We start from the raw sequence: 26,067 nt of genomic DNA, 5'->3' as shown, positions 1-26,067 counted from the left end.
TCGAAGGCGGGTTGGACGCCGGGACGTGACCCGGTCCGCGGTTCTGGCCGCACAAGCCCCGGCGTCAAGCTCAACCCCACAGTCCGCATGTGTCGACAAATCAAAGGCAATGCGGACCAAGTTCTGCCGAAGTACCCAATTCTTCTTGAAGTATGCACCCGTTCTCAGCGGAAGGCGCTCGCCTGTTTCCTATATTTTCAGAACGTTTCAAACGGTTGATGGCCTTTCGACCGACCGCAGTACGACGCCTACGCGACGGCCGGACCGCACCACAGTCCCGTCCGGACGCACCAGTGCCGCAAAGGCCCGCCCGCGTCGCAACCAGCTGTGCAACTCGTCCCCAGGCCGCACTGGCAGCAGTACGACGTCCCGATCGCGAAGCTCGGCGCGGTCCTCGCCGGACGGCTCCCGCCGGGTGACGAGCACGAACCGGCCGGCGGCCAGATCGTCCAACCGCACCCCGTCGCCGACTATCGCGTTCGGGCACATCCGCCCGGCAAGACCCCTGCCGCGGACGAGTTCGGAACAACTCAACCGCGGCGTCTCGCTGTTGAGAACGCGATCCTGCAGCCCAGGCACCAGCTGGAGCCGTGGTGCGATGGCCCTGCGGACGACCTCGCCGACGACACCGCCGCCGGTCATCGCGATGCCGGTCAGCCGGGCCAGCCGGACCAGGGTTCGTGCGTGCGGGCGGCGTTCGGTCTCGTAGCTGGCGAGGACGCGTTCCGGCAGGTCGCCGGCCAGGACGGCGGCGAGTTTCCAGGCCAGGTTGGCCGCGTCGCGGAGACCGGCACCCATCCCTTGGCCGATGAACGGCGGCGTGAGGTGGGCGGCGTCGCCGAGCAGGAAGAGGCGGCGATCGCGCCACCGGTCGGCCAGCTGGGCACGGAAGGTGTACTCGGCGATGCGGATCAGTCGTAGTTGCTCGGCCGGGACGTGCGAGGTCCACGGCGCGATGAGTGCCAACAGCCGCGCACTCGGCCGAAAACCGTCGGCCGTCTCGTGGCGAAAGTCGTTGACGGTTTCATTTGTTGACAGCTGGAATTCCCAGCGATAGCGATTGGTGCCGACACGCATGTACGTCGCCGCCCGATGCCGATCGCAGATCTGCTGAACACCTTCCCATCGCGACAATTCGGCCTCGGTGTCCACATCCACCACGAGCCAGCGCTGTGCGAACCCCAGATCGCGCATTGTCGCCCCGATCGCGGACCGGACCAGGCTGTTGGCCCCGTCGCAGCCCAGCACGTACTCAGCCCGAATCGTCTCCCGATCACCAGTGAGCCGGTCCACGACCTCGACCAGGACGACGTCCTCCTGACGGATCCCGACCACCTCGGCCGGCGCCCGCGGTGTCACCGACTCGAAGCGCTTCAGATTTGCGCGCAAGATCGCCTCGAGGTCCGGCTGATCGAACATGTTCGCCTCCGGAAACCCGTGCCGCCCGGGAACGGCCTCGCGCCGGAACTCCGCGAGCACCCGCCGCTCCCGATCGATCAGCCGCAACCCGAGCGCGGGTCGCGAGACGGCCGCGAACTCGTCCCGCACTCCCAACCGCGCCAGCAACCGATGGATCTCGTCATCCAGATGAACCGCCCGCGGCAACGGATACACCTCTTCCCACCGCTCCAGTACGACGCACTCCACGCCGTACTGACCGAGGATCGTTGCGGCCGTCAGCCCAGTCGGTCCGGCACCGACAATCACGACAGGAACGGTCTTCATCGGACGAGGGCCACTAGGTAACCGACCACGAGCACTGCAGACACGATTGCCGGCGCCACCTCGCGAGCCTCGGCGTGGCGTCGTACGTGGACGAAAACGGCACCGGCGAGCAGCGCGAGCAGACCCGCGCCGGCCAGCGCGCCGAGCCATGGAGTGTGGAGTCCGAGGACGACTCCGGTCGCGCCGGCGAGTTCGGCGACGCCGATTCCGCGGTAGCCGTTGGGAGTGAAGCCGGATCGCGCGGCCAGTTGGCGCATCGCGGGGAGGGCGAGGATCTTGGCGGTGCCGAGTACGGCGAAGATCGCGGTGACCATGGTCGCGAGAGCGGTCAGCATGAGCGCTCCACCTTCCAGGAGATGGCGAACTGGTCGAGCTTCGCCTTCACGACGCTCTCGTCCACGTCGTCGCCGATAGTGACAGTGGTGACTGGGATGCCGTTGTCGATCGTGGTTTCGACGCCTGCGCTGAGATCGGCGAGTGCGTCGGCGACGGCACGCTGGGTGGCGTCGGAGCGCAGCGCGAGCTTGTAGAGCTTGCCGATCGCGGTGAGCGGGAACGCATCGAGGACGAAGACAGCCTTGGGGGCCGCGGCCCGTTCGCCGACGTGACTGTTCGCGAACTCCAGCAACTCGTCGGCAGTGACGGTCGCGTCGGCCCCGAGGGTGACGTAGACGACGGGAACCTCACCGGCGTGCGCATCGGGTTGTCCGACGGCGCTGGCCGCGGTGACCTCCGGATGCGCAAGGACGGCGTGCTCCACCGTTGCCGGGTCGAGGTTGTGACCGCCGCGGATGATCAGATCCTTCGCCCGACCGGCCAGCTGGATGAATCCGTCGTCGTCGACCCGAGCGAGGTCACCGGTGTCCAGCCAGCCGTCGGTGAGCTTCCCCAACCCGTCGAGCTGATGCCCCGGACCGGTCACATACCCCGCGAAAACCGTTGGCCCACTGATGAACAGCACGCCATCGCGGACCTCAACCTCTTGATAAGGCAACCGCTGACCAACCGACCCTTCGCGCGGCTCGCCGATGAAACCACGCGCAGACGCGCAGGTCGCCTCGGTCAGCCCGTAGCCCTCGACCAGCGGTACGCCGGTCTGCGCTTCGAACCCGGCCCGCACCGCCGCAGGCAGCGGCGACGCACCGACCAAAGCAAACCGCAGGCTGCTGACATCCGCATCCACAGGACATTGAGCCAGTACGCCGTACACGGTCGGAACGGCGCTCATCGTCGTGACCCGGTAATGCTCGACGATCTTCCAGAAGTTCTCGTACAGCGGGAGATCGCGGTAGCCGAGCGGCCCGGCCCACAGCACGGTCTGGCCTTTGAACAGTGGCGCGAGCACTGTCACCACGAGTGCGTTCACGTGGAACAGCGGCAACGCGGCGAAGAAGACGGAGTCCGTGGTGAGCAATGAGTCGATGGCGATCATCCACGCGTTCGCCACCTCGTTCGTGTGCGTGTGCGCGGCCAGCTTCGGCGTTCCCGTCGTACCGCCGGTGTGGAACAACGCGGCGAGATCCGAGCCGGTCGGCGGCTCGCCGAGGAACTCGTCGCTATCGTTGCCTTGGGCAAGTTCGTCGAGATAGCCGATGCGGATGCCGTCGATCGTGGGCAACGGGTCGGCAGGCTCACCAGCGCCGGTCGGCCGCAGGACGAGGATCGTGTCGACCACACCGGCCAACGAGGTGGCGGTCTCCCAAACGGTCGCGTCGAGTTCAGGGCAGGCCGTGATCAGGACCTTGGCGCCGGACAGTCGGAGCAGTTCTGCCGCTCTCTCGGGGGACGATCCGCCGTTCAGCGGGGCGGCGATCCCGGCCAGTTGGGCGGCCAGGAGCGCGGGGATCAGAGTGGCGCAGTTGGGGGACATGATCGCGACGGCGTCCTGGCGACGTACGCCGTACTCGTACAGGAGGTTGGCGTAGCGATGGACAGTGGCCAGGAGTTCGGCGTACGTGAGGGATCGCGGTTCGCGCCAGGCGGTGGCGTCCGGGAGGACGTTGATCGCGGTGCGCTGCGGCCAGTGCGCGGCGGCACGGACGAGCAAGGTGTACGTCGAGACGGGCAGACCGCGGTCCTCGAGCGGGACCGACTCGATCTCGGCCAGGTCGGCGGGGGATTCGTAGCGTGGCCAGAGGGTCATTTCGCCCACCTCACCGTGGTTCGCTGGACGCCGAGGTCGATCGCGCCGTCGTCGGTCGCGATCCGGATCTCGACCACGTCACCGTTCTTCAGGTACTTCGGGTTGCGAGCCTGGGACTTGAAGAACAGTCGCCACTTCATTGCTGGCGGCAACAGTGCGGCGAGTTTCTCGACCGGCTTGGGTGGTGCGCTGAGCGCCGTACCCACAGGGGTGCCGGTGAGGATCAGGTCGCCGGGGCTGAGGTGCTGGAAGCCGGCCAGCGCTCGCAGGGCGGCGGCCGGCTGGTAGACCATGTCGGCCGCGGTCATGTCCTGACGGAGTTCGCCGTTCACCCAGAGACGCAGCCGGAGATCCGTGAAGCGCTTGAGTTCGTCGTGGTCCAGCAGGACCAGCGCGGGACCGGTCGGGGTGAACGTCGGGTACGACTTCGCCTCGTAGAACTGGGTCTGTGGCAGTTGTACGTCGCGAGCCGAGACATCGTTCGTGATCACCAGACCCGCGAGGTCGTCCACGGTGGGCGTCGTACCGACGGGGATCTCGCGACCGACGACCAGGCCGATCTCGGCCTCGTAGTCCAGCAGGCTGACATGCGGCGGTCGTACGACGTCGTCGTACGGACCACTGATCGACCCGGAAGCCTTGCGAAAGAAGGTCAACGGGACATGCGCCGGGTCCATACCGGCGTCCTTGATGTGGGAGACGTAGTTCGTCATCTGCGCCACGACCCGGCACGGCTGGGTGACAGGGGAGATGAGGTCGAGGGTGTTGGTCGGTACGACGACTTGGCCCGCTGCCTCGATGGCGGCGCGGTCTTCGAGCAGTTGCGCGGTGGTCTGTGCGGTCGTGTCGATGCGGGCTGCGCCGGCTGGTGTTTCGACGTACCAGGCATCAGTGGTGCGCAGGACGATGAGGCTCATGAGTTCGCTACTTTCAGTAGGCCGCGGAGACGGCCTAGGTCGAATTCGTTGTCCGCTTTCAGGGCTGTGAGGACGCCGCGGGCTTCGTGCAGGAACTCACGGCTGGGCCTGACGCCGAGGAAGTCCTTGGTTGCGGGCGGACCCCATTGGGCGAGGCCGGACGCGGACATCGGGGCCCAGCCGGGGTCGAGGGTGCAGTCGAACCTGTCGCCGTCGCTGAAGTGCTCGACCAGGAACCCGTCCGGATCGCGCCAGTAGTCGAACAACTGGCTGCCTTGGATGTGCCGGCCGATTCCCCACGAGCGGTGGTAGCCGTGGTCCAGCAGGTACTCGCCACCTGCGGCCATCGCGTCCAGGTCGGCGACCTGGTAGGCCGAGTGCACGTAGCGGTTTGTCGGGCCGAGGGCGAGTGCGAGGGTGTGGTGGTCGGCCGGGGTGGGACCGCGGTCGCAGCGGATGAAGCTCATCACCGGGCCGCGTTCGCGTTGACCGGGATAGAAGAGGAAGTCGCTGACGATCAGGCCGAGGTGGTCCAGGTACCAGTCCAGGGTCTGCCGGTACTTGGTGGACTGGATGACCGCGTGACCTAGTCGCTGGACCTTGGCCGGCTCTCTTGGTGGTCGTTGAGTCGCGTTGGTCCTGGGCAGGTCGTGCCCGGTGTTGAGGGTCAGCGGTTGCTGGCACGGCAATTCGCCGTACTCGTAGGTGTCCGCCACGACGCGGACGCGCAGGCCGCTCGGGTCGACGAGGTCGACGCCGATCCCGCCGAGGGTCTCGGGGAGCTTGACCGCTTTCGTCTCGGTCTTGTGGGCCAGACGCAGTACATCGGCACTGTCCGCTGCGAACGCTGGGCCGAGGAATCGCGAGCGGGTGCCCCGGTGGATCAGCACGCAGGGCGGCCCGGCGTTGGTGCCGCGAAGGATCAGCTGATCGGAGGTTCGCAGTACTGGCACGAAGCCGAAGGCCCGCGCGAACCGCTCCGCACCGGTGAGATCCGGCTTCTCGAACTCCAGCCAGGCCAGGTCGTGCACCTTGACGACCGGGTTCCGGGCGCGGCCGGGATGTTCGCCCGGCGCCGCGCCCTGCTCGCTGTGCAAACCCTGATGGGGGTCGTGGCTCATCGCACACCCTTCACTAGTAACTGACGATATCGTCAGTTACGACCCTTCCGTCAGTCAATAGCTTCTGACGAAATCGTCAACTTCTTGGGTGTGGTGTTCGTCTCTAGTCGGCGGTGCGGCCTCGGGTGGTGAGGCCGGGCAGGACGAGGGTGAGCCAGCGGGCGCGGGCCGCGGGTGGCTGGTCGATCGGCGCGGAGGAGATCAGCAGGTAGAAGTCGTCGGCGGTGACGTCGGGATGCAGGTCGCCGTCGTCCTGGGCCGCCTTGATCAGGGCGTCGACCTCTTCGCGGGCTCGGGTCTCGGCGGCTTCGTCGACCGTGTTGGCGCCGAGTGCCCGTGCGGCGGCCTTCACGGCGTGGTCCGTGGCGGAGGCCTCGAGGACGCGCTCGACGAACGAGACGATCTCGTCCATCGGCTTGGCGCCGGCCGCGACCCGCTCGTTCGTGGCAGCGGCGTCGTCGGCCACGTGACCCAGGTACTCCGCGATGACGGCCGTGACCAGGTCGGTCTTGTTCGGGAAGTGCCGGTAGAGCGTGCCGACCGCGACGCCGGCCGCGGCGGCGATCTCGTCCATCCCGACGTCCGGCCCGAACTGCGTGATCTGCTCGCGGGCGGCGGCCAGGATCTTCTGCCGGTTGCGAACCGCATCGGCGCGCGGACTCATGGGTGACTCCTTGAAATATTGTGAACCTTGGTTCATGATAATCGTGAACCGAAGTTCATCTTATCTCCAAGGACGGCCATGACCCCGAAGATCGCCCTCGTCACCGGCGCCTCGTCCGGAATCGGCGAGGCCACCGCCCGCAAACTGCACGCTCTCGGCTTCACCGTGTACGGCGCCGCCCGCCGGGCCGACCGGATGGAGAAACTCGCCGCCGACGGCATCCGGCCGATCGCCATGGACGTCACCGACGAGGAGTCGACCCGCGCCGGGGTCGACCGCATCCTGGCCGAGTCCGGGCGGATCGACGTACTCGTGAACAACGCCGGCTACGGCTCGTACGGCGCTCTGGAGGACGTGCCGTTGTCCGAGGCGCGGTACCAGTTCGAGGTCAACGTGTTCGGGGCGGCGCGGCTGATCCAGCTCGTGCTGCCGGGGATGCGCGCGCAACGCAGCGGCACGATCGTGAACATCAGCTCGATGGGCGGCAAGATCTACACCCCGCTCGGAGGCTGGTACCACGGCACCAAGTTCGCCCTCGAGGCACTCAGTGACTGCCTCCGGCTGGAGGTGAAACCGTTCGGCATCGACGTGGTCGTGATCGAACCCGGCGGCATCAGGACCGAATGGGGCGGCATCGCCGCCGACAACCTCCGCAAGGTCTCCGGCTCCGGCCCCTACGCCAACCAGGCCGAAGCCATGGCCAAGTCCATGGACTCGGAGCTGGCCGACCGCCGCAGCTCCCCACCCGCCGTCATCGCCGACGCCATCGCCAAAGCCGTCACCGCCCGCCGCCCCCGAACCCGCTACCTCGTCGGCTTCGCCGCCAAACCCCTGGTAACCCTCCGCCGCCTCCTCCCCGACCGAGCCTTCGACACCACCATCAAACGAGCCACCGGCGTCCGCGACTAGACAGGGTTGTTTGCTGGCGGCAACTTCTTCGGCTGTCGGCTCACCCCGGGGCGGGCTGTGGAGGAGGGCGTCCTTGGTTAGTGGGGGAGTTTTCGGGTGTCTACCAGTTGTTGGGCTACGTCGCGGAGTTTGGTGTTGGTGTCTTGGGAGTAGCGCTTGAGGATGGCGAAGGCTCGGTCGCCGTCGACGTCGAAGCGTTCCATCAGGATGCCCATCGCCTGGCCGACGAGTTTCCGGGCGTCGACGGCCTGGGCCATGGTTTCCTCGTGGCGGGCGGAGGCGACCGCGACGGAGGCGTGCCGGGCGAGGATGTGGGCGATCGCCTCGTCGTCCTCGCTGAAGGCGTCGGGGGTGGGGCTGTAGAGGCCGAGTACGCCGACCGTCGAGCGGGGCGCGTCGCCGGTGGCCAGTGGTACGTCGAGGACGCTGCGGACTCCGAGTGCGGCGACCTTCTCGGCCCACTCCGGCCAGCGGTCATCGGTGAGGGTGTCGCGGATCAGGACCGTCGTCCGCTCGCGGAGGGCGGTGACGAGCGGGCCGTTCTGGCTGCTGATCTGCAGGGAGTACACATCGGCGACCACGGGGTCGGTGGTCGCGGCGATCTCGGCCTGGGAACCACGGGAATACAGGGCAACGCCGGCGTACGTGCAGCTGAGCGCTTGCAGGGCGAACTGGACGACCGCCTCGATCGTCTCCTCCACCCCCGGGGCGTCGTGCAACTCGATCGCCAGGCGGGCGAACGCGTCCGCCGTCGGCGCGGCGAGGTCTTGCTCGGTCAAGGGGACTCCAGTCGTGCTCGAGCCATCGGGCACCCCGTGGCTGGAGTGTTCCTCAGGAGACATCATGCAGCCCGCGCCCCCCAAACTGTTAGCCGGTCCGGCCGCAAAATTTCTGGGTCTTTGAACCCAGAACGATACAGTGAACACCATGGCCGACTTCTCCGCGCTGCTGACCGGCCGGACGAGTTGGCGGCGGGAGTTCGCGGCCCCGATGCGTGCCTTCCTGCGGACCGAGGCGGGCAGTTCCGGAGTGCTCGCCGCGGCCATCGTGATCGCCCTGCTCTGGGCGAATCTCGCGCCCGGGATGTACGACGATTTCTGGCGCACCGAGCTGTCGATCGGGCTGGGTCACGACGTGCTCAGCCTGGACCTGCGGGAGTGGATCAACAGCGGTCTGATGACGCTGTTCTTCCTGGTCGTCGGGCTGGAGGCACGCCGGGAGTTCGACCTCGGCGACCTGCGCGACCGCAGCCGCTTCGTGCTGCCGCTGGCGGCCGGCGTCGGCGGGATGATCCTCCCGGTGCTCATCTACCTGGCCTTCAACGCGGGCGGCGAGGGCGCCCACGGCTGGGGTGTCGCGATGTCGACCGACACCGCGCTGGCGCTCGGGCTGCTCGCGCTGGTCGGTCGCGGCGTCCCCGATCGCGTCCGGGTGTTCCTGCTGACCGTGTTCGTCGTCGACGACCTGATCGCGCTGCTCGTCATCGCCGTCGTCTACAGCGAGAACATCGCCCTCAAACCCCTCGCGCTCGCCCTCGCCGCCTTCGCCGCGGTGGTGGTTCTGGCGGTACTACGAGTGCGCAAAGCCTGGGCGTACGTCGTGCTGGGCGTCGTCAGCTGGGCGGCCTTGTTGACCAGCGGCGTCGACCCCGTCGTTGCCGGGCTCGCGATCGGTCTGACGGCGTCGGCGTACTCACCTGGTCGGGAGGAGCTCGAGCAGGCGACCGGGCTGTTCCGGCTGTTCCGTGAGCAGCCGACGCCCGAGTTGGCCCGGTCCGCGACCGTCGGGCTGACCGCGACGATCTCGCCGAACGAGCGGCTGCAGTACCTCTACCACCCGTGGACCAGTTATCTGATCGTCCCGTTGTTCGGCCTCGCGAACGCCGGTATCCCGATCGACCTGGACTTCCTCGGCCAGGCGTACACGGCGCCGATCACGCTCGGCATCCTGGTCGGGTACGTGGTCGGCAAACCGGTCGCGGTGACGGTCGTCTCCTGGCTGCTGACCCGTTTCTCCAGTGGGCGTTACCGGCCGCAGGTCGGCTGGGCGGCGGTGATCGGCAGCGGCACGATCGCCGGCATCGGGTTCACGGTGTCCTTGCTGATAGCAACGATCGCCTTCGAGGGACCGGCGCTCGCGGAGGCCAAGCTCGGGCTGCTGTCGGCGGTCGTGGTGGCGTCGGCCCTGACCTGGCTGGTGTTCCGCGCGGCCAAGCTGCTGTCCCCGCCGAAGAAGGCGCTGGCCCTGCTCGGTGACGCGGAGCAGTTGGTGGACCTGATCGATCCGGTCGATCCGGAGCGGGATCACATCCGCGGTCCGGAGTCGGCGTCGGTGACGTTGGTGGAGTACGGCGATTTCGAGTGCCCGTACTGCGGGATGGCGGAGACCGTCGTACGGGATCTGCTGCACGACGATGACCTCAGGTACGTGTGGCGCCATCTGCCGCTGAGCGACGTACACCCGCGGGCGCAGATCGCGGCAGAGGTGTCCGAGGCGGCGGCTGCGCAGGGCGCGTTCTGGGAGATGCACGATCTGCTGCTCGCGAACCAGGAGAACCTGCAGCCCAAGGATCTGCTCAGGTACGCCGAGGAGCTCGGGCTGGATCAGGACCGGCTGCACGACGACGTGAAGCGGCATGTGGCCGCGGCGCGGGTCGCGCAGGATGTGGAGTCGGCCGATCTGAGCGGCGTGTCCGGCACGCCGACGTTCTTCATCAACGGGCAGCGCCACTACGGTGCGTACGACGTCGAGACACTGAAGACCGCGATCAAGGTGGCCCGGGCACGGGCCAGGATCAGTCGCTGACTGTATTTTGTGGTACTACGTCATTTCTGCCACTGTTGCTGGATCGGCCGATCCCCGAGGCTGGTGGCTCCGCTGATCGACAAGGAGCCTCGAATGACCGTTGACCTGCACACTTCGGCTGTTCTGCAGACGCCCGCCGCCGAGCGCGACGCGGCCGTCGCGCACTTCGCCGGCCGGCTGTCCTTCGAGGCCGACGTGTCGGATGTGGCCGCGGACATCGGTGCCGGGGTGACCGGATGGATGCTGGTGGACAGCCGCAGCCAGGAGAGCTGGGACCAGGGTCACGTGCCCGGCGCGGTCCACCTGCCGACCCGTGAGATCGCGGCCCGCGCGGCGTCCGTCGTACCTGAGGGGACGACGGTGGTGACGTACTGCTGGGGTCCGGGCTGCAACGGTGCGACGAAGGCCGCGCTGGAGTTCGCCAAGCTCGGTTATCCGGTCAAGGAAATGATCGGCGGCTTCGAGTACTGGGCCCGCGAGGGTCTGCCGGTGGAGACCGCCGACGGGATCGAACGTCGCCCGGCCGACCCGCTCACCGCACCGCGCGGTATCGCCTGTGCTTGCTGATCGTCAGAGGTTGGCGAGGTAGTCGGCGTTGCCGCGGATGGCCGCTTCGTAGCGCTTGATCTCGGGAGTCCTGAGGCGGTCGGCGATGACCAGGAGGAGCGTGGCGAGCGCCTTGTCCTTGTCGCCGGCCGCATGCAGGGTGAGCGACTTGAACACCCGCAGCGAGTCCGACTCGGGGAACTCGGCGCAGGCCGCTTTGAAGACCGCGAGGGACTCGTCGAAGCGGTCCAGGTTCCGCAGCGTGCTGCCGTACTGGAGGAGGCACTTGCGCCGGATCTCGCCGGTCAGGCCGGGCAGGGCGCGTTCGTAGTACCCGATCGCCTTCTCCTCCTGGCCGTCGGTGTCGTACGAACCGCCGACCTCGTACAGCACATAGGGATTGTCCGGGTGCTCGGCCAGCAGGTTCTCGAAGAAGTCGATCGTGGGCTGCATGTTCGACCGGTCCCGCCGGGCGAACGCCTCCTCGATCGTCGCCGCCAGTTCAGGAGTCAGATCGGTCGTCACCCCTCCATCATGCCGCGCTCGTGGTGGCCGGCTCGCCGGGGTGGATGTTCTGGTTCAGGTGGAAGACGTTCTGCGGGTCGTACGCCGTCTTGAGTGCGGTCAGCCGGGTCAGCTTGGCGGGCGGGAAGGCGCGGTTGATCGAGTCGCCGTTGAGGGTGTTGAGGTAGGCACCGTTCGCGTACGGCGCCAGGTTTGCGGCGTACTCGCGCAGCTGGGCGATCCGGGCCGCGTCCTCGGCCGGGTCCTCCCAGCGGGTCGCGGTGACGAACTCGAACAGCGTGTCCCGGTGGCTGAAGGCCGCGTCGTCATCGGGTACGTCGGCGATCGCACCGCCGTACGCCTGCAGGCTCGCGGACACACCCGGGGTGTGCAGCAGCGCGCGGATCGCGTCGTCCGGGAGCGCCTTGAAGTAGTGGCCCTTCCAGTAGCGGCGGTAGCGGTGACCCTGCACGTTGTCGTCGCGGCTCTGCAGCGTCAGGTACGGCATCTCTTCGACGTACTCGTCAACGGGACCCATTGCCCGGAAGGCATCCAGCAACTCGAAGCCGCCGTCGCCGATCCACACGTACCCGACGGTGACGCCATCGGGCGTGATGCTCGCGGTGAACGTCGCCTGCCGGGGTGCGGTGGTGTTGAGCTCGCGCCAAGTCCGCAGTACGTCGAACCCCGCCGACGACGGATAGGTGAACTCGGCAACCAGTGCCCGGGTGCCGATCTGGTGCAGCCGGAACTCGAACGACGTGACGATCCCGAAGTTGCCGCCACCGCCGCGCAGTCCCCAGAACAGCTCGGGGTTCTCGGCGGCGCTCGCGCGAACTACGTCGCCGTCCGCGGTGACCAGCTCGTACGACGCCACGTTGTCGCACGCCAGCCCGAACTGCCGGGCCAGCCAGCCCATCCCGCCGCCGAGCGTCAGCCCGCCGACCCCGGTGTGCGAGACATTGCCCGCGGTCGTCGCCAGACCGAACTGCTGCGCGGCCTTGTCCAGCTCGCCCAGCAACGCGCCGCCCTGGACCCAGGCCAACTGCCGGTCCGGATCGACCCGGACCGCGTTCATCGGGGTCAGGTCGATCATCAGACCGCCGTCCGGGACCGCGTGGCCGGCGATGCTGTGGCCGCCGCAGCGGACGCCGATCTCCAGACCGGCCTCCCGGGCGTACCGGACCGCGGCGACGACGTCGGCGGTGTCGTGGCAGCGCGCGATCGCGGCCGGGTAGCGGTCGACCATCGCGTTCCACACGCTCCGGGCCTCGTCGTAACCGGCGTCGCCGGCCTGCAGCAGCTCGTTCATGGTTCCCCTCCTTGTTGGGCTCTCCACCACCCTGACAGCGCAGCGGTACTCCGATAAGGTCCAGTTGCGTGAGCCGAAACAGGACCAGTTCCGGCGCCGCCGAGCTGCTGGTCGAGCTCCGGCGGGACGGCGGCGTACCGCTGCACCAGCAGTTGGAGAAGGCGATCCGGGACCGGATCCGGCAGGGCCTGATGCGCGCCGACACGGTGATGCCGTCGACCCGCGCGCTGGCCCAGGACCTCGGGCTGTCCCGCGGCGTCGTGGTCGAGGCGTACCAGCAACTGGTGGCCGAGGGGTACCTGGTCAGCCGGGGCGGCGGCTACACCCAGGTCGCGGACATCGCCGTGATCGAGGCGTCGACGATCGCGGCGCCGGTCAGCGGTCCGCCCCGGATCGACTTCAAGTACAGCAGACCGGACGTCTCCCAGTTCCCGCGCGCCGCCTGGCTGCGATCGATCAAGAAGGTGCTGAACGAGACTCCGCACCTCAGCTTCGCCTACCTCGACGGCCGCGGCGCTCTCGAACTACGGCACGCTTTGTCCGACTACCTGAATCGAGTCCGCGGTACGGCGGCCAGACCCGAGAACATGCTGATCTGCAACGGCTTCGCCCAGGGATCGCGGTTGCTTCTGCAGGTCCTGGCCCGACACGGCTATCAGCGTCTCGCGGTCGAGGATCCGTCCGACAACGAGTTGCGCGACGTGGCTGCGGCCGCCGGGCTCGAGGTGGTCGGCGTACCGGTGCTGGAGACGGGGATCGATGTCGACGTCCTCGAGCAGTCCGGGGCGGACGTCGTACTGGTGACTGCTGCGCATCAGTTCCCGACCGGTGCGGTGGCGTCGGCGGAGACCCGAGCCGCGCTGGTCGCGTGGGCGGTACGGCGGGATGCGCTGATCATCGAGGACGACTACGACGCGGAGTACCGGTACGACCGGGAGCCGATCGGGGCGATGCAGGGTCTGGCGCCGGATCGGGTGGCGTACGCCGGGACCGCGAGCAAGACGTTGGCGCCGGGGCTGCGGCTCGGGTGGCTGATCCTGCCGGCCCGGCTGGTCGAGTCGATGTCCGAGGCGAAGCTGATGGACGATCGCGGGTCGCCGGTGCTGGAGCAGTTGGCGTTCGCGGACTTCGTGGCACGAGGGGAGTTCGACCGGCATCTGCGGCGGATGCGGCCGCGGTACCGGCTGCTCCGGGACACGTTGGTCGACCGGCTGGCGGCGCGGCTGCCGGAGCTCGTTCCGGTCGGGGTGTCGGCCGGTCTGCACGTGATGACCTGGCTGCCGCCGGGGATGTCGGAGAGCGCGGTGAGCGCGGCCGCGCTGGAACGTGGGCTCGGGGTCTACGGGCTGGCGCCGTACTGGATGGCCGGGCACGGGCCGGCCGGGCTGGTGTTCGGGTACGGCGGCCTGACCGCGAAGGCTGTTGCCGAGGGCATCGACGTACTCGCGGACGCGGTATCCGGTCTGAATGAATAATCATCCATTCTATTGCAAGTTGATTCGGTTGGTTCTACGCTGGGTGGAGTGATCAGTGCAGCTCGCATCGACAGTCTGATGAACCAGGGCTGGCCCGCGGAGGCCAAGACCGAACTGGACGGCTGGGTCGTCCGCCGTAACGGTGGCGTCACCATGCGAGCGAACTCCGTGCTGCCCGCCAGTGCCCCGTTCGACCTCGACAGGGCCTTGGATTACGTGGAAAACCTGTACCGGGCGCACCGCATCACCCCATCGTTCCAGGTCGGTCCGGCAGCGCAACCGACCGACCTGGACGCTCGACTCGAGGCACGCGGCTACCAGGTGCGGACGCCGACACTGGTGCAGTGTGCCGAGGTGGCCGCCGTCCTCGACCGGTTACCCGACCTGCCGGTGGACCTGAATATTTCCTCGGTGCCTGACGACGACTGGATGGATTTCTGGTGGGCCGTCGACGGGCGCGGCGGACCGGCCGAGCAGGCGGCCGCCCGGCAGATCCTCAACCGCGGACGTGCCTTGTACGCCGTGGTCCCGTCCGGTACTCCGATCAAGGCGATCGGCCGGCTCGCGCTGGTCGACGACTGGGCCGGACTGTACTGCCTCGGCGTCGACGAGCGCTTCCGCCGGCAGGGACTCGCGCTCGCGATCATCCGCGGGTTGTTGCAGAAGGCAATGACCTTGGGGGCGCGCTACGTCTGGCTCCAGGTGGTCGCGGCCAACGAGCCGGCCCGGGCCCTGTACGACCGGCTCGGGTTCCGGACCGTCTCGCAGTACCACTACCGCGTCAAACCGTGAGCTTTTCCAGGTGATCCAGGACGACGAGCTCCGCGCCGGCGGTCTCGACCGAGGTGCGGAGCTTCGTGAGGTCGGTCCAGGGAACGCCTGGCTGGTCCAAGGGCAGGTCGAAGTCATCCCAGTGGGTGGCGATCACTTTCTTCACCGGCTTGATCGTGCGCAGCAGGCGGTCGGTAATTCCGGGCTCGCCGCCGGGGGCCGCGAAGACGACGTCCACCTGCAGGTCGCGCAGCGCGTTCGGATCGAAGTTCGCCGTACTCAGACTGAGGATCCGGACGCCGCCGATGGTGAGCACGTAGGCGAGGGTGCCGCCCTCGACCAGATCCTCGATCACGCGCGGCCGCGGCGGCACGCCGTCGAGCCGGTAGCCGGGGTAGGCGTAAGTGTGATGCCGTCCGCCGCAGGAGTGGAGCGACGGGAAGACCTCGATGGTGAAGCCCTCGAACGGCAGGTACTCGCCGCCGCGCACAGGTGAGAGCAGGTCGGTCGGCGTTCGCATCGCCCGGAGCATGTTGGCGTGGGACTCGGTGCAGAGCACAGTCGCCTGCGTCTTCTTCGCGACGTACGGTACGTCCGCCATGTGGTCGTAGTGCCCGTGGTGCACGAGGATCGCGTCGGCGGTGGAGATGTAGCGGTCGATCACGTCCGGCTTGATCACCAGCTTGGTCTTGGGATCCGATCCCTCGGGCGTGAACGTGCCGGTCTTGAACCGGGTGATCCAGGGATCCGTGAGTACGACGCTCCTACCCGACCGGATCTGCCACGCATGCGTCCCCAACCAGGTGAGCTCCACCTGCCCCTCCTGGTGTGCCGCCGTCTCAGTCGTCGCCATCTCAGCCGTTGCCGCCTCTCCGCGCGTGGCCACTCCGATCACTCCGGCGGCACCGGCCGCCGCCGCGCCCGTGATGATCCCTCTACGACTCACCTTCACGCTGTCTCCTCTCGCCGTACCTGGGTCTGCAGTCAAGGCGAGTGAGCTTGGGGATGTCGAATATGCTCTTGCGCATGCTCCGATTGCCTGGACATATAACCGCAGGTCAGCTGGGTCATGCTGACTGAGCGGCATCTGCAGATCTTCATCGCGCTGGCCGAGGAGCAGCACTTCGGCGATGCGGCGCGGGTGGTCGGCATCACCCAGCCGCCGCTGTCCCAGGGGCTCCGCCGGCTGGAGGCTCTGGTCGGGGCCAAGCTGTTCGAGCGTGGGCAGGGCCGGGTCGAGCTGACGTCGGCCGGTGCGGCGTTGCTGCCGTACGCGCGGCGTGCGTTGAGCTCGATCGAGGAGCTGCACCAGGCCGCGGTCGCGCGTGATCCGGAAGGGCCGGAGATCCGGCTCGGGCTCGCGCCGGAGGTTCCGCCCTCGGCCGGTGCCGCGGTGGCCGCTGCGTGTGGTGCGGCGATCCCGGGCAGCCGGGTGACCGTGGTGTCCGCGCCGACCAGTTCGCTCGTCGGTCAGGTGTCCGCGGGTCGGCTGACGTTGGCCGTCGTACTGCATCCCGCCGTACTGGACGGGCTCGAGGCTGGTCCGGTCAGCTTGTTGCCGACGTGGGCGCTGGTGCCGACGTCGGTCGTGCCGGATGACGGTGACGAGGTGAAGTTGCGGCAGTTGGGTGGGCTGCCGGTCGCCGTACGGCCGCGAGCCGAGGCACCGGCGGCTCGCGATCTGTTCCTGGACACGTTGGCGTTGCATCGGCCCGACGGCGGCACGGTCGTGGTGACCGATGAGCGGGCCGGGTTGGCGATGACGGCCGCGGGGCAGGCGATCGTGGTGACGGCCGATCCTTCGCTGACGGCGCCGGGGGTCGGCCGGCATCGGATCGTCGACAATCCTCTGCCGGTGCGGTTGCGGCTCGTGTGGTCCAGGACCCGTACGCCGTTCCTGCGGCCGGCTGATGTGATGGCGCAGCTGACGGACGCTTTGGTGGTGTCGTGAGCGCGCGGATCCGGGCGGTCTTCGAGGATGCGGGCGTGCGCGGTTGGCTGCACGCGGTCGCGCTGGACTCGCCTGAGTCGACGGTCGAGGTGGACGCGGATGGCGTCGTACCGATGGCGTCGGTGTACAAGCTTCCGTTACTTGCTGGGTTCTGCCGGCTGGTGGATCTCGGGGAGATCGATCCCAGGCAGCAGCTGACGCTGGATCCGTCCGAGCGAACGGCCGGGCCGACCGGGCTGTCGGCGTTGGCGGACCCGGTGACGATGTCGCTGCGGGACCTGGCGGTGTCGATGATGACGGTGTCGGACAACGCGTCGGCCGATGCGTTGCTGGATCTGGTCGGGATCCGACGGCTGGCGGAGCTGCTGGAGTCGTTCGGGTTGCAACGGACCTGGGTACGGCGGGGGACTGCGGCTCACCTGCGTGATCTGCAGCGGCGTACCGGGCTCGACGATCCGGATGCGGCGCTCGCCGTACTGGCTGACAACGACCGGACTGATCCGGCGGGTGTGTATGAGGCGGCGAATGCGTCGGCAAGCAGTCCGCGCGACCTGACATTGTTGCTCCGGCGGTTGTGGGCGGGGGAGCTGTTGTCGGCCGAGCAGACCGAGTTCGTGAAGGCGACGATGCATCGGCAGATCTTCCAGCACCGGATGGCGTCCGGCTTCCCGCACGACGGCGTACGCGTCGCCGGCAAGACCGGGACCTTCGGCGCGCTCCGGCATGAGGTCGGCGTGGTCACCCTGCCCGGCGGAGCGGCCTTCGCGATCGCCGTCTTCACCCTCGCCGCCCGCGGCGACTTCCGCCAACCCCGCGTCGACGCGGCGATCGGGGAAGCCGCCCGGGTCGCAGTGGATCTGCTGCGCTAGGCCCAGCGGAGAGGCGCTGTTGACGGCAGGTCGATGAGCGGCTCGAGGTTGCCGTAGAGGGCTTGGCCGTTCGACGAGCGAAGCAGGGAGTACGGCGACGGATACGTGATGTCGCTCGCCTCGGTCAGACGCTCCTGGTGCTCGGCAGGCAGAGTGACATCGGTGCAGCCAAGGGTCTCCTCGATCTGCTCGACGGTCCGGGCGCCGATGATCGGGATGAGGCCGGCGTGGCGTTGGCGCAACCAGGCGAGAGCCACCTGGGACGAGGCGACGCCGAGCTCGTCGGCGACCTCGTCGACCACGCGGGCGATGGCGAGGTTGTGATCGGTGAGTTGCTCCTCGTTCGCCGTACGCCTGAGCGATTCGCCGCCGCCAGGACGGGTGTACTTGCCGGTGAGTACGCCGGCAGCGGTCGGTGCCCAGGCGAGGAACGGGAGTCGCTCGGTGTCGGCGTACGTGATCACCTCGGGTTCGGCGGTACGGTCGAGCAGGCTGCAAGGGAACTGCAGTCCGGAGAACCCGGTCCAGCCGCGCACCGACGCGGCCGCGTTCGCCTGGGCGACGACCCACGCGGGGCCGTCCGAGAATCCGGTCGCGAGCACCGTTCCGGCGTGGACGAGGTCGTCGAGGGCGCGCAGCACCTCGTCGACCGCGCAGGTGTGGTCCCACGCGTGCACCCAAAGGATGTCGAGGTAGTCGGTGCCGAGCCGGCGCAGGCTGGCCTCGACCGATTGGCGCAGGTTCTTGCGCGAGTTCCCGGCCGCGTTGGGGTCGCCGGAGCGCATGGCGAGCGAGTACTTCGTCCCGACCACCCAGTGATCCCGGCTGGTCGCGAGGTAGCGGCCGAGGATCTCCTCGGTCTGGCCCTCGTGGTACTTGTTCGCGGTGTCGACGAAGTTGCCACCCTCTTCCGCGAACGTGTCCAGGATCCGGTGGCTCTCCTTCTCGTCGGCCCCGAAGCCCCAGACGTCGCCGAAGCTCATCGTGCCGAGGCAGATCTCGGACACCCTCATGCCGCTCGGACCGAACAGTCGATAGCGCATGGTCCTCACCTCCTGAGTTCACGCTAGGAGGCGGCCGGCGCCGGCCGCGTCGTACGAATCAGCCAACTCCAGACCGGGATTGGTCCATCCGTACCAGTCAGGCGAGGTGGTGCTCGAAGGCGAAGGCGGTGGCCGCCGAGCGGGTTGAGACGCCGGTCTTGGCGAAGATGTTCTGCACGTGCCGGCGGACCGTGTGCTCGCTGAGGACCAGGTGCGTGGCGATCTGGCGGTTCGTCCGCCCGGCCGCGACGAGCGCAAGGATCTCGACCTCCCGGGTGGTCAGTCCCGCCACCGTGCTCGGCCGGGTCGAGAGGCGCTCGAGGTCGGGCCGTGCGCCGAGGCCGGTGTAGGCGGCAACCGCGGCCTCCCGTTCGAGCCGGGCAGTCTCCTCGTCGCCCAGAGCGGCGCAGGCCACCCCGATCAGCTCCCGGACGCGTGCCACGTCGTACGGCGCCTCGAGGTCACGCCAGCGCACACACGCCTGACGCAGCAGCACCAGCGCGGCCGCTGCGTCTCCGTCGGCCAGCAGTACCGATCCGAGCGACTGCGCGGCCCGGGCTCGTAGTACGGCTGACTGGTGTTTGGTTGCGATGGCCTGGAGTTCGCGCGCCTGGGCGAGTGCGCGCGGCAGGTCGGGGATCCGCAGCAGCACCTCGACGGAGGCGGCGAGCAGGGTGGCTCGTCGGCAATCGTCGGAGGTTTCGTCCAGCGTGCGGTCCAGAGCCACCAGAGCTGCCTTGGTCTGCCCGCCCGCCAGGCGGAGCAGGGCCAAGCCCGGCTGGGGATCGCGGCCCTTCCGGCTCGCCTGCAGGTAGGCACGCTCGGCCTCGGGGAACTCGCCGCGGAGCCTGAGCAGTTCGCCTGCCTGATAGTGCGCCTCACCCTCGGCCGGATGCCCGGCCATCCGGATCTGGGCGAACCGCGCGGCCTCGATCGCGTCGTCCCAAGCACCGTCGACCTGCATGACCTGCGACCGATGCACCAGGCACTGGCCGCCGTACGGCACCAGATCCGGCTGCGTCTCGCACCACTGGCTCAGCGCCTGGGTCCACTCGCGGGCCCGGCCGAGATCGAGCACCTCCTGACAGACACTCAACCCCGCGCAGTACGCCAGCCCGATGTTCATGGGTGACACGTCCGCCGCGCTCACGGTCAGGATCGCCTCGTCGAGTACGCCGATGCCCTCGGCAACATCGCCCAACCGGACCAGTGTCTCGCCCAAACCCACCTGGGCGAACACGAGGAGATTCGCGGAGTCGAAGCGGCGACCGATCTCGACGGCCCGGGTGAAGGCGATGAATGCGCCGGCATCGTCGCCGGTGATGTAGTCCAGCAAGCCGGCGTGTGCGGCCAGCAATCCCGGACCGATTCCTTCCGTGGGCGATTCGTCGAGGATCCGTCGGGTTCTCGACATCCATCCCGTCGACCTGGCGTGCTGCCCGTGCAAAAGCAGGTCGATCGCCAGCCAGAACGCGCACGCGGCAGCCCGGTGCACATCGCCGTCGGCCCACCACGCGGTCGCGGCGGCTTCCCAGGCGCGGGCACTGTCCTCGTCCCGCCCGATCAGATGCGCCGCGACCGCGAGCCGCTCGAGGTCCTCAGGTTCTACGGCGTCGGCGAGCAGACGATGGGCCTCCGCCCAGGCGCGTTCGTCGTACGCCGCCCGCCCCGCCTCGACTGCCATCACATCGCCCCCCGCAGCCAGTGTGTGCTCGGCCGCGGTGCCGGGTAAAGCCCTCGTCAGACGACTGCGTAGGCCTCCACCTCGAGGAGGGCGTCGGGGCTGAACAAGGCGGAGACTTGGACCGCTGTGCTGGCAGGTGGGTTCGCGGTGTCGACGTACTCGTCGCGTGCTGTCCGGATGGACGGCAGGTAAGCGATGTCGGTGACGTAGAAGTTCAGCTTCACCACGTCGGCGAACGTTGCCCCGGCTGCTTTCAGACAGGCATCCAGGTTGGCGAACACCTGCCGCGCCTGCGCGGCCGGATCCCCGACCCCCACAAAGTTGCCATCAGCATCCAACGCCACCTGCCCGGCGATCGCCACCCATTGCCCCGGCCCGGTCACCACATGGCTGTACCCATTGCCCGGAGCAACACTGTCAGGCCGCGGATGCGAGAGCTTGCTCAAGAGTTCCTCCCAGAGAGTCGTCGCCCCATCTTTACCCGACCGATCAGGACAGCGGTACCGAGTAACGTCGGAACCGCGATCGCAACCGGCAAGGCGCCGCCGGTGTCGAGGGTTTCGCGGCGGGACACGGTGACGTGGACAGGTGGGCCGGCGACGAGAGGTCCGTTCTGCGGGATCAGTACGACGTACACCGCGAAGCGACCGGGGTTGACCGCCTGGAACTCCCAGTCCAGTGAGGTTTCCTCAGCCGGAACCGCGCGCGTGACGTCTTGCGACCAATCCTCCAGATCGACGTATATCCCGTCGAGGCTCACCACGTTGAGATGGGCGATCGCCGGGCCGGACACGACTGACTCGACCGTGAGCGTCTGCCCGATGACAGCGGTGAGCTCGTCCTGGCTCATGGTGATCGTCGGATCAGGCCCCGCAAGCAGCAGCGCGAGCAGGCTCAGCGTGTTCATCGCAACCCCGCAGTCAGTCGAACGAGTCGTGGACCGGCCACGACCAGGACACCGGTGACGACCAGAGCGATGACCACCGGGGAGGCCAGGTAGCTGAGGTCGTGGGTCCAGCCGCGCCGGCTCACGAGGATCTGGGAGATGTAGTGCAGCGCCGACCCGATCGGATTGACGCGGGTGATCACCTCGCCGACACCGGTCTTCGGCAGCGCCGGGAGCTGCGTCGGGGCGAACAGCACGAGAAGCAGCAGCAAACCGCACGCCAGGCTGGTCTTGTTCGAATTCGTGGCCGCGCTGATGAGCATGCCGATGCCGCCGAGACCGGTCGCGACCAAGGTGCCGACGGTCAGTGCAAGGAGGGTTGCCGGACCGGCGCCGGCCACCCCGCGTCCGAGGACCCACAGGTAGGGGAGCGTGACGACGAAGCAGGCCAGCCACATGGTCGACGCGGCCGCGAGTTTCCCGACGACGATCGCGCGGCGCGACACGGGCGTGAGCAGGAGGCCTTCGAAGGTCCCGCGTTCGCGTTCACCGCTGATCGCGTCCGCGCTGACCACGACCGTGAGCAGTACGCCGACCGCCAGCCCCACCTGGACCGTCAGGTTGACGGCCTCGCGCTGCTCGAGGAAGTTCATCGCGCGGTTGGTCGCGGCCAGGTAGGTCATCGCGCTGAGCAAAACGCTGAACCCGAACACCAGCACCGGCCCGCGCCCACCGATCCACAGGTCCCGGCATTCCTGCTCGGCGACGACCTCCCAGCGACTCCTAGTCATGACCGGCCTCCTCCGTGAGGCTGCGGAACGCATCGCTCAAACTGCCCGCACCGACGACCTCGGCCAGCGATCCGTCCGCGCGGAGCCTGCCGTGATCGAGGATGAGCACCCGGTTGCAGACCTGCTCGACCTCGGTCAGCGTGTGCGTCGACAGCACCACGGTGGCCCCTCGGCTGATCTCTGCGATGGTGGCGAGGATCTCGCGCTGGCCGGCCGGGTCGAGGCCGAGCGTCGGTTCGTCGAGGAACACGACTGCCGGATCGTTGATCAACGCCCGGGCGATCCCGAGCCGTTGCTTCATCCCCCGGCTGTACGACGAGATCCGCGCACCGGCTCGGTCGCCGAGGCCGACGTCGGTGAGCAACCGATCGGCGACCGTGCGTGCACTGCGGCGGCTCTGGCCGAACAACCGTGCTGCGTAGACGAGGTACTCGTGGGCGGTCTGCCGGGCCGGATAGCCCGCACTCTCCGGTAGGACGCCGATGCGTTGCCTGATCCGATCCGGCTGATCGGCCGGGATGCCGGTCACGGTGAAGGTTCCGCCGGTGGGTTCGAGGATCGTGGTGAGCAGGCGGATCGTGGTCGTCTTGCCGGCGCCGTTGGGGCCGAGCAGGCCGATCACGTCGCCGGCGTCCGCGGCGAAGGTGAGTCCGTCGAGGGCGTTGCGCGCGCCGTACCTCTTGCTGAGGGAGATCGCCTCGATGGTTGCCATGCGGCTGACGGTAGGACCGCGGTGCTGAATGCTCGCTGAACGGTGCATTCAGCCCGGATTCAGCCACAATGGAAGACGATCGGCCTGGAGGTGGCTGATGCGGGCACTGGTGGTGGAGGACGAGCCCCGGCTGGCCGGCGGTCTGCGCAGCGGGCTGGAGGCGGAGGGGTACGCCGTCGACGTCGCGCTGACCGGGACGGACGGGTTGTGGCTCGCCCGCGAGCACGGGTACGACGTCGTCCTGCTGGATCTGATGCTGCCGGAGATCGACGGGTTCGAGATCTGCGCGACGCTGCGGGCCGAGCGGGTCTGGACGCCGATTCTGATGCTCACGGCAAGAGATGCCGACACCGACCAGGTCCGGGCGCTCGACCTCGGCGCCGACGACTACCTGACCAAGCCGTTCGCGTACGCCGTCCTGATCGCGCGATTGAGGGCCTTGGTACGACGGGGAGCGGCTGAACGACCGGCCGTACTGGAAGCCGGTGAGCTCCGACTGGATCCGGCGGCTCGGCGTGCTTGGTGTGGTGAGAACGAGTTGGTGCTGACGACGCGCGAGCTGTCGTTGCTGGAGTTCCTGATCCGGCGGCGGGGTCAGGTGGTGTCGAAGCGGACCATCCTCGATCACGTCTGGGACTACGACTTCGAGGGCGATCCGAACATTGTCGAGGTCTACATCCGCCGCCTCCGAACGAAACTGGGCGACAAGTCCATCACCACCTTGCGAGGTGCCGGCTACCGGTTGGCCGAGGTGTGAGGGAGGCGGCGTCGTGCGCGTACGGGTAACCCTGGCGGCGGTAGTGGTGGTCGGCCTGGCGTTGGTCACCGGCGCGCTGGTGCTGGTCGCACTCCTCGGCTCCGTCCTCACCGACCAGGTCTGCGCTGACGCCCGGCAACGCGCGTCACAGCTCGCGTCGGCCGTCGCCGCTTCGGGGGCGACCGCGCAACAGCCAGCTGGTGCCGAGCTGGTGCAGTTCCTCGATCGGTCCGGGGCTGTGGTGGGTGCTCCCGGTGAACGTCGGCTCGCCTCTCCCGGCGGCGGGTGTGTCTCGGTCGAACCTGCTGGATACACGGAGGATTTCGTGTTCGCGGCGGCCTCGGTGGAGTCGGGTGGCGAAGTGGTGGTGGGGCGGCCGCTGGTCGACGTACTCGACTCGACCCGGTTCGTCAGCCGGGTGCTGGTGGTCGGCGTGCCGGTGATGATGCTGATCGTCGGCGGGGTGACCTGGATCGTCACCGGGCGGGTGCTGGCGCCGGTGACCGCGATCCGGCGTGAGGTGGACGAGATCACCGCGACCGAGTTGCATCGCCGGGTTCCCGCCGTACGCGAGGACGAGATCGGCCTGCTGGCGCGGACGATGAACCGGATGCTCGACCGGTTGCAGCGTTCGCATGAGAGCCGGCAGCGGTTCGTTTCCGACGCGTCGCACGAACTGCGCTCGCCGATCGCGGCTATCCGTCAGCACGCCGAGGTCGCGCAGGCGCATCCGGCCAGCACGTCCGTGGATGAGCTGGCAACGACTGTCCTCGCCGAGGATTTGCGGATGCAGCACCTCGTCGACGACCTCTTGCTGCTGGCTCGTTCCGACGAGGACCACAGCGAACCGCCGGGTACGCCGGTTGACCTGGACGACCTGGTGTTCGCCGAGGCCGAACGGTTGCGTATGGCAACAGAGCTCACCATCGACACCTCGGCGGTCTCGGCCGGCCAGGTACTGGGTGACGAGACCGCGCTGGCCCGGATGATCCACAACCTCGCCGACAACGCCGCCCGGCACGCCCGCAGCCGGATCGCCTTCGGTCTCGGGGAGTCGGACGGCACTGTCGTACTCACGATCTCCGACGACGGGCCCGGCATCCCGCCGGCGGACCGAGCCCGCGTCTTCGACCGCTTCGTCCGCCTCAACCCGGCGCGCTCCCGCGACACCGGCGGGAGCGGCCTCGGCCTCGCGATCGTCGCCGAAGTCGTCCACCGCCACCACGGCACCGTCCGAATCGTCGGCATCGCCACCTTCGAGGTCCGCATTCCGTCAGTTGGGTGACCTAAGAACGGGTAGTAGGCGGCTCAGAACGACGTTGACCGGACTGCTCAGGCGGGGGACGGGATGGGCGGTTGGAGGTGGAGCCGACTACTACCCGTCCGTCGGTACGAGCGACGACAACAGGAAGTCCTTGACCGCGTTCTGCATTTCGCGGTCGAAGCGGTGGGGGCCGGGGAGGAAGAGGGCTTGGTAGGTGCCGGGGCCGTAGTGGAAGTGTTCGGTGAGTTCGCGGTCGGCGGCGAGCATGCCCTGGGGTGGGAACAGGTTGTCGTCCTCGGCGTAGACGACGAGCTGGTGGTGGCGCGCCCGGCCGGCGGTGAGGGACGGGTGGTCGAGGTGACGGGCCAGACCGGGCGTGGTGAACAGCCAGGAGTGGGCGTCGAAGTACGCCGGGATGAGCGAATCGAACGTGGTCATCATGCAGCCGATCGCCGACGCCTGGATGCCTGGATCGAGGGCGGTGAGGGCCGCCGATCGGCCACCGCCGCCGGAGAAGCCGAAGACGCCGATCCGTTCCGCGTCCACGCCGTCGAGCTCGCGTAACACGCTGAGCGCGATGAGGTCGTCGTACGCGACCATCCCGGCGAACGACGTACCGAGCAGGCCGGCAGCCTTCGCGATCGTGTTCTCGTGGTGGCCGGCGGCGACGTCGTACCACTCGTCGTCGGCCGGGGAGTGATCCGCGGCCAGCCAGGCTGCCTCGTACGTCGACATCACGTCGCGCAGCCGCCATGGCAGCGGATCGAGGCCGAAGCGGCGCGAGCCCCACGCGAACGTGTCGTGGCACAGCACCGCGAAACCTGCGCGGGCCAGCTCGTTCGCGACGGCTCGATTCTCGTAGAGGTCGCGGCGAAGTCGGGCCGCGCCGGCGCTGGCTTCGGGCGTCTCGACGAGCCGCTCCGCGCCGATCGACTTCACGCCCGCGTGGCAATGCAGGCCGAGCAGACCAGGCGCGGGGTCGTTGTGAAGTGGCCGCAGCAGCCAGGCGCGCGTCGGCGGACCGAAGCCCGTGGTCCACTCGAGCACGCTCCCGTGCACATCGTCCGATTGCCAATCGTCGACAATCCGCACGGTCGGCGGCTGCGGGGGTTCGGGTACGCCGAGCAGCCCGGCGACACTCGTGGTGAGTTCGTCCCCGGTCAGCGGCGCGGCGTCCCGGATGAAGCCCGGCCAGTCCTCGTATCCACCCAACGCGCT

The 26,067-nt window shown here is 68.4% G+C and carries 26 protein-coding genes; 9 read left to right on the top strand and 17 right to left on the bottom strand.

The annotated features are described in order from the left end of the window. Positions 1 to 207 precede the first annotated feature (207 nt). The 6 genes from mhpA to V9K99_RS00475 all read right to left on the bottom strand — a co-directional run bounded on the left by mhpA (position 208) and on the right by V9K99_RS00475 (position 6,570). Positions 208 to 1,725 carry a bifunctional 3-(3-hydroxy-phenyl)propionate/3-hydroxycinnamic acid hydroxylase MhpA gene (gene mhpA, locus V9K99_RS00500; protein WP_337008139.1) on the bottom strand — a complete coding sequence of 506 codons (1,518 nt, stop codon included), beginning with the start codon at positions 1,723 to 1,725 and terminating at the stop codon, positions 208 to 210. Then, the gene (locus V9K99_RS00495; RefSeq protein ID WP_337008141.1) at positions 1,722 to 2,060 is read right to left on the bottom strand and encodes a DoxX family protein; all 339 of its coding nucleotides are present in this window, start codon (positions 2,058 to 2,060) and stop codon (positions 1,722 to 1,724) included. Before V9K99_RS00495 ends, mhpA begins: the two co-directional genes overlap by 4 nt. Then, a complete protein-coding gene (locus V9K99_RS00490) occupies positions 2,054 to 3,868 on the bottom strand; it encodes an acyl-CoA synthetase (protein WP_337008143.1) in 1,815 nt (604 codons plus the stop codon). The genes V9K99_RS00495 and V9K99_RS00490 overlap by 7 nt, the downstream gene beginning before the upstream one ends. Next, positions 3,865 to 4,785: a fumarylacetoacetate hydrolase family protein gene (locus V9K99_RS00485; RefSeq protein WP_337008145.1), complete on the bottom strand. Its 921-nt coding sequence runs from the start codon at positions 4,783 to 4,785 to the stop codon at positions 3,865 to 3,867. The genes V9K99_RS00490 and V9K99_RS00485 overlap by 4 nt, the downstream gene beginning before the upstream one ends. After that, a complete protein-coding gene (locus V9K99_RS00480; protein WP_337008147.1) occupies positions 4,782 to 5,906 on the bottom strand; it encodes a VOC family protein in 1,125 nt (374 codons plus the stop codon). The genes V9K99_RS00485 and V9K99_RS00480 overlap by 4 nt, the downstream gene beginning before the upstream one ends. A gap of 103 nt (positions 5,907 to 6,009) precedes the next feature. Beyond that, entirely contained in the window at positions 6,010 to 6,570 is a 561-nt protein-coding gene (locus V9K99_RS00475; RefSeq protein ID WP_337008149.1) for a TetR/AcrR family transcriptional regulator, read from the bottom strand. A 78-nt stretch (positions 6,571 to 6,648) separates the two neighbouring features. Here V9K99_RS00475 and V9K99_RS00470 point away from each other — a divergent pair, with 78 nt between their 5' ends. Beyond that, entirely contained in the window at positions 6,649 to 7,479 is an 831-nt protein-coding gene (locus V9K99_RS00470) for an oxidoreductase (RefSeq protein WP_337008151.1), read from the top strand. Positions 7,480 to 7,556: 77 nt separating this feature from the next. Here V9K99_RS00470 and V9K99_RS00465 read toward each other — a convergent pair whose 3' ends face one another. Further along, positions 7,557 to 8,258, bottom strand: coding sequence for a GAF and ANTAR domain-containing protein (locus tag V9K99_RS00465; RefSeq protein WP_337008153.1), 702 nt, complete (start codon positions 8,256 to 8,258; stop codon positions 7,557 to 7,559). A 148-nt stretch (positions 8,259 to 8,406) separates the two neighbouring features. Here V9K99_RS00465 and nhaA point away from each other — a divergent pair, with 148 nt between their 5' ends. Together nhaA and V9K99_RS00455 are read left to right on the top strand one after the other, a co-directional pair. Then, the gene (nhaA, locus tag V9K99_RS00460) at positions 8,407 to 10,284 is read left to right on the top strand and encodes a Na+/H+ antiporter NhaA (protein ID WP_337008155.1); all 1,878 of its coding nucleotides are present in this window, start codon (positions 8,407 to 8,409) and stop codon (positions 10,282 to 10,284) included. Between the two features lie 93 nt (positions 10,285 to 10,377). Further along, positions 10,378 to 10,851: a rhodanese-like domain-containing protein gene (locus tag V9K99_RS00455; protein WP_337008157.1), complete on the top strand. Its 474-nt coding sequence runs from the start codon at positions 10,378 to 10,380 to the stop codon at positions 10,849 to 10,851. A 3-nt stretch (positions 10,852 to 10,854) separates the two neighbouring features. Here V9K99_RS00455 and V9K99_RS00450 read toward each other — a convergent pair whose 3' ends face one another. Both V9K99_RS00450 and V9K99_RS00445 read right to left on the bottom strand, forming a co-directional pair. Next, the gene (locus tag V9K99_RS00450; RefSeq protein WP_337008159.1) at positions 10,855 to 11,355 is read right to left on the bottom strand and encodes a tetratricopeptide repeat protein; all 501 of its coding nucleotides are present in this window, start codon (positions 11,353 to 11,355) and stop codon (positions 10,855 to 10,857) included. A 7-nt stretch (positions 11,356 to 11,362) separates the two neighbouring features. Further along, a complete protein-coding gene (locus V9K99_RS00445) occupies positions 11,363 to 12,646 on the bottom strand; it encodes an FAD-binding oxidoreductase (RefSeq protein WP_337008161.1) in 1,284 nt (427 codons plus the stop codon). Positions 12,647 to 12,714: 68 nt separating this feature from the next. Between V9K99_RS00445 and pdxR the strand changes: the two genes are divergently transcribed. Beyond that, the gene (gene pdxR, locus V9K99_RS00440) at positions 12,715 to 14,121 is read left to right on the top strand and encodes a MocR-like pyridoxine biosynthesis transcription factor PdxR (RefSeq protein WP_337008163.1); all 1,407 of its coding nucleotides are present in this window, start codon (positions 12,715 to 12,717) and stop codon (positions 14,119 to 14,121) included. Between the two features lie 48 nt (positions 14,122 to 14,169). Beyond that, positions 14,170 to 14,913: a GNAT family N-acetyltransferase gene (locus V9K99_RS00435; protein ID WP_337008165.1), complete on the top strand. Its 744-nt coding sequence runs from the start codon at positions 14,170 to 14,172 to the stop codon at positions 14,911 to 14,913. Here V9K99_RS00435 and V9K99_RS00430 read toward each other — a convergent pair. After that, positions 14,903 to 15,838, bottom strand: a complete 936-nt coding sequence (locus tag V9K99_RS00430; RefSeq protein ID WP_337008167.1) for an MBL fold metallo-hydrolase — start codon at positions 15,836 to 15,838, stop codon at positions 14,903 to 14,905. The two genes, V9K99_RS00435 and V9K99_RS00430, sit on opposite strands and share 11 nt — an antisense overlap. A 123-nt stretch (positions 15,839 to 15,961) precedes the next feature. On the opposite strand from V9K99_RS00430, the gene V9K99_RS00425 reads away from it, so the two are divergent. Together V9K99_RS00425 and V9K99_RS00420 are read left to right on the top strand one after the other, a co-directional pair. Further along, positions 15,962 to 16,843 carry a LysR family transcriptional regulator gene (locus V9K99_RS00425; protein WP_337008169.1) on the top strand — a complete coding sequence of 294 codons (882 nt, stop codon included), beginning with the start codon at positions 15,962 to 15,964 and terminating at the stop codon, positions 16,841 to 16,843. Continuing rightward, positions 16,840 to 17,712: a serine hydrolase gene (locus V9K99_RS00420; RefSeq protein WP_337008171.1), complete on the top strand. Its 873-nt coding sequence runs from the start codon at positions 16,840 to 16,842 to the stop codon at positions 17,710 to 17,712. Before V9K99_RS00425 ends, V9K99_RS00420 begins: the two co-directional genes overlap by 4 nt. On the opposite strand, the gene V9K99_RS00415 is transcribed toward V9K99_RS00420, so the two are convergent. The 6 genes from V9K99_RS00415 to V9K99_RS00390 all read right to left on the bottom strand — a co-directional run bounded on the left by V9K99_RS00415 (position 17,709) and on the right by V9K99_RS00390 (position 22,828). After that, positions 17,709 to 18,755, bottom strand: coding sequence for an aldo/keto reductase (locus V9K99_RS00415; RefSeq protein WP_337008173.1), 1,047 nt, complete (start codon positions 18,753 to 18,755; stop codon positions 17,709 to 17,711). The two genes, V9K99_RS00420 and V9K99_RS00415, sit on opposite strands and share 4 nt — an antisense overlap. A gap of 97 nt (positions 18,756 to 18,852) precedes the next feature. Next, entirely contained in the window at positions 18,853 to 20,439 is a 1,587-nt protein-coding gene (locus V9K99_RS00410) for a LuxR C-terminal-related transcriptional regulator (protein ID WP_337008175.1), read from the bottom strand. Between the two features lie 56 nt (positions 20,440 to 20,495). Next, positions 20,496 to 20,885 (bottom strand): RidA family protein, encoded by a 390-nt coding sequence (locus V9K99_RS00405; protein WP_337008177.1) that lies wholly within the window; start codon positions 20,883 to 20,885, stop codon positions 20,496 to 20,498. Then, positions 20,882 to 21,346, bottom strand: a complete 465-nt coding sequence (locus V9K99_RS00400; protein ID WP_337008179.1) for a hypothetical protein — start codon at positions 21,344 to 21,346, stop codon at positions 20,882 to 20,884. Before V9K99_RS00400 ends, V9K99_RS00405 begins: the two co-directional genes overlap by 4 nt. Beyond that, positions 21,343 to 22,116 (bottom strand): ABC transporter permease, encoded by a 774-nt coding sequence (locus V9K99_RS00395; RefSeq protein WP_337008181.1) that lies wholly within the window; start codon positions 22,114 to 22,116, stop codon positions 21,343 to 21,345. Before V9K99_RS00395 ends, V9K99_RS00400 begins: the two co-directional genes overlap by 4 nt. Then, on the bottom strand, positions 22,109 to 22,828 hold the full coding sequence (locus tag V9K99_RS00390; protein WP_337008183.1) for an ABC transporter ATP-binding protein: 720 nt from the start codon (positions 22,826 to 22,828) through the stop codon (positions 22,109 to 22,111). The genes V9K99_RS00395 and V9K99_RS00390 overlap by 8 nt, the downstream gene beginning before the upstream one ends. A gap of 97 nt (positions 22,829 to 22,925) precedes the next feature. Between V9K99_RS00390 and V9K99_RS00385 the strand changes: the two genes are divergently transcribed. Continuing rightward, complete coding sequence (locus tag V9K99_RS00385) at positions 22,926 to 23,585, top strand: response regulator transcription factor (RefSeq protein WP_337008185.1); 660 nt, start codon at positions 22,926 to 22,928, stop codon at positions 23,583 to 23,585. Positions 23,586 to 23,598: 13 nt separating this feature from the next. Then, positions 23,599 to 24,870, top strand: coding sequence for a sensor histidine kinase (locus V9K99_RS00380; protein WP_337008187.1), 1,272 nt, complete (start codon positions 23,599 to 23,601; stop codon positions 24,868 to 24,870). Positions 24,871 to 24,960: 90 nt separating this feature from the next. Here V9K99_RS00380 and V9K99_RS00375 read toward each other — a convergent pair whose 3' ends face one another. Next, entirely contained in the window at positions 24,961 to 26,061 is a 1,101-nt protein-coding gene (locus V9K99_RS00375) for a hypothetical protein (protein ID WP_337008189.1), read from the bottom strand. Between the last annotated feature and the right edge of the window lie 6 nt (positions 26,062 to 26,067).

It is taken from the genome of Kribbella sp. CCNWLW201 (genome assembly GCF_037203805.1).
Classification (GTDB): Bacteria; Actinomycetota; Actinomycetes; order Propionibacteriales; family Kribbellaceae; genus Kribbella.
This window is presented reverse-complemented; position numbering and strand designations above follow the sequence as displayed.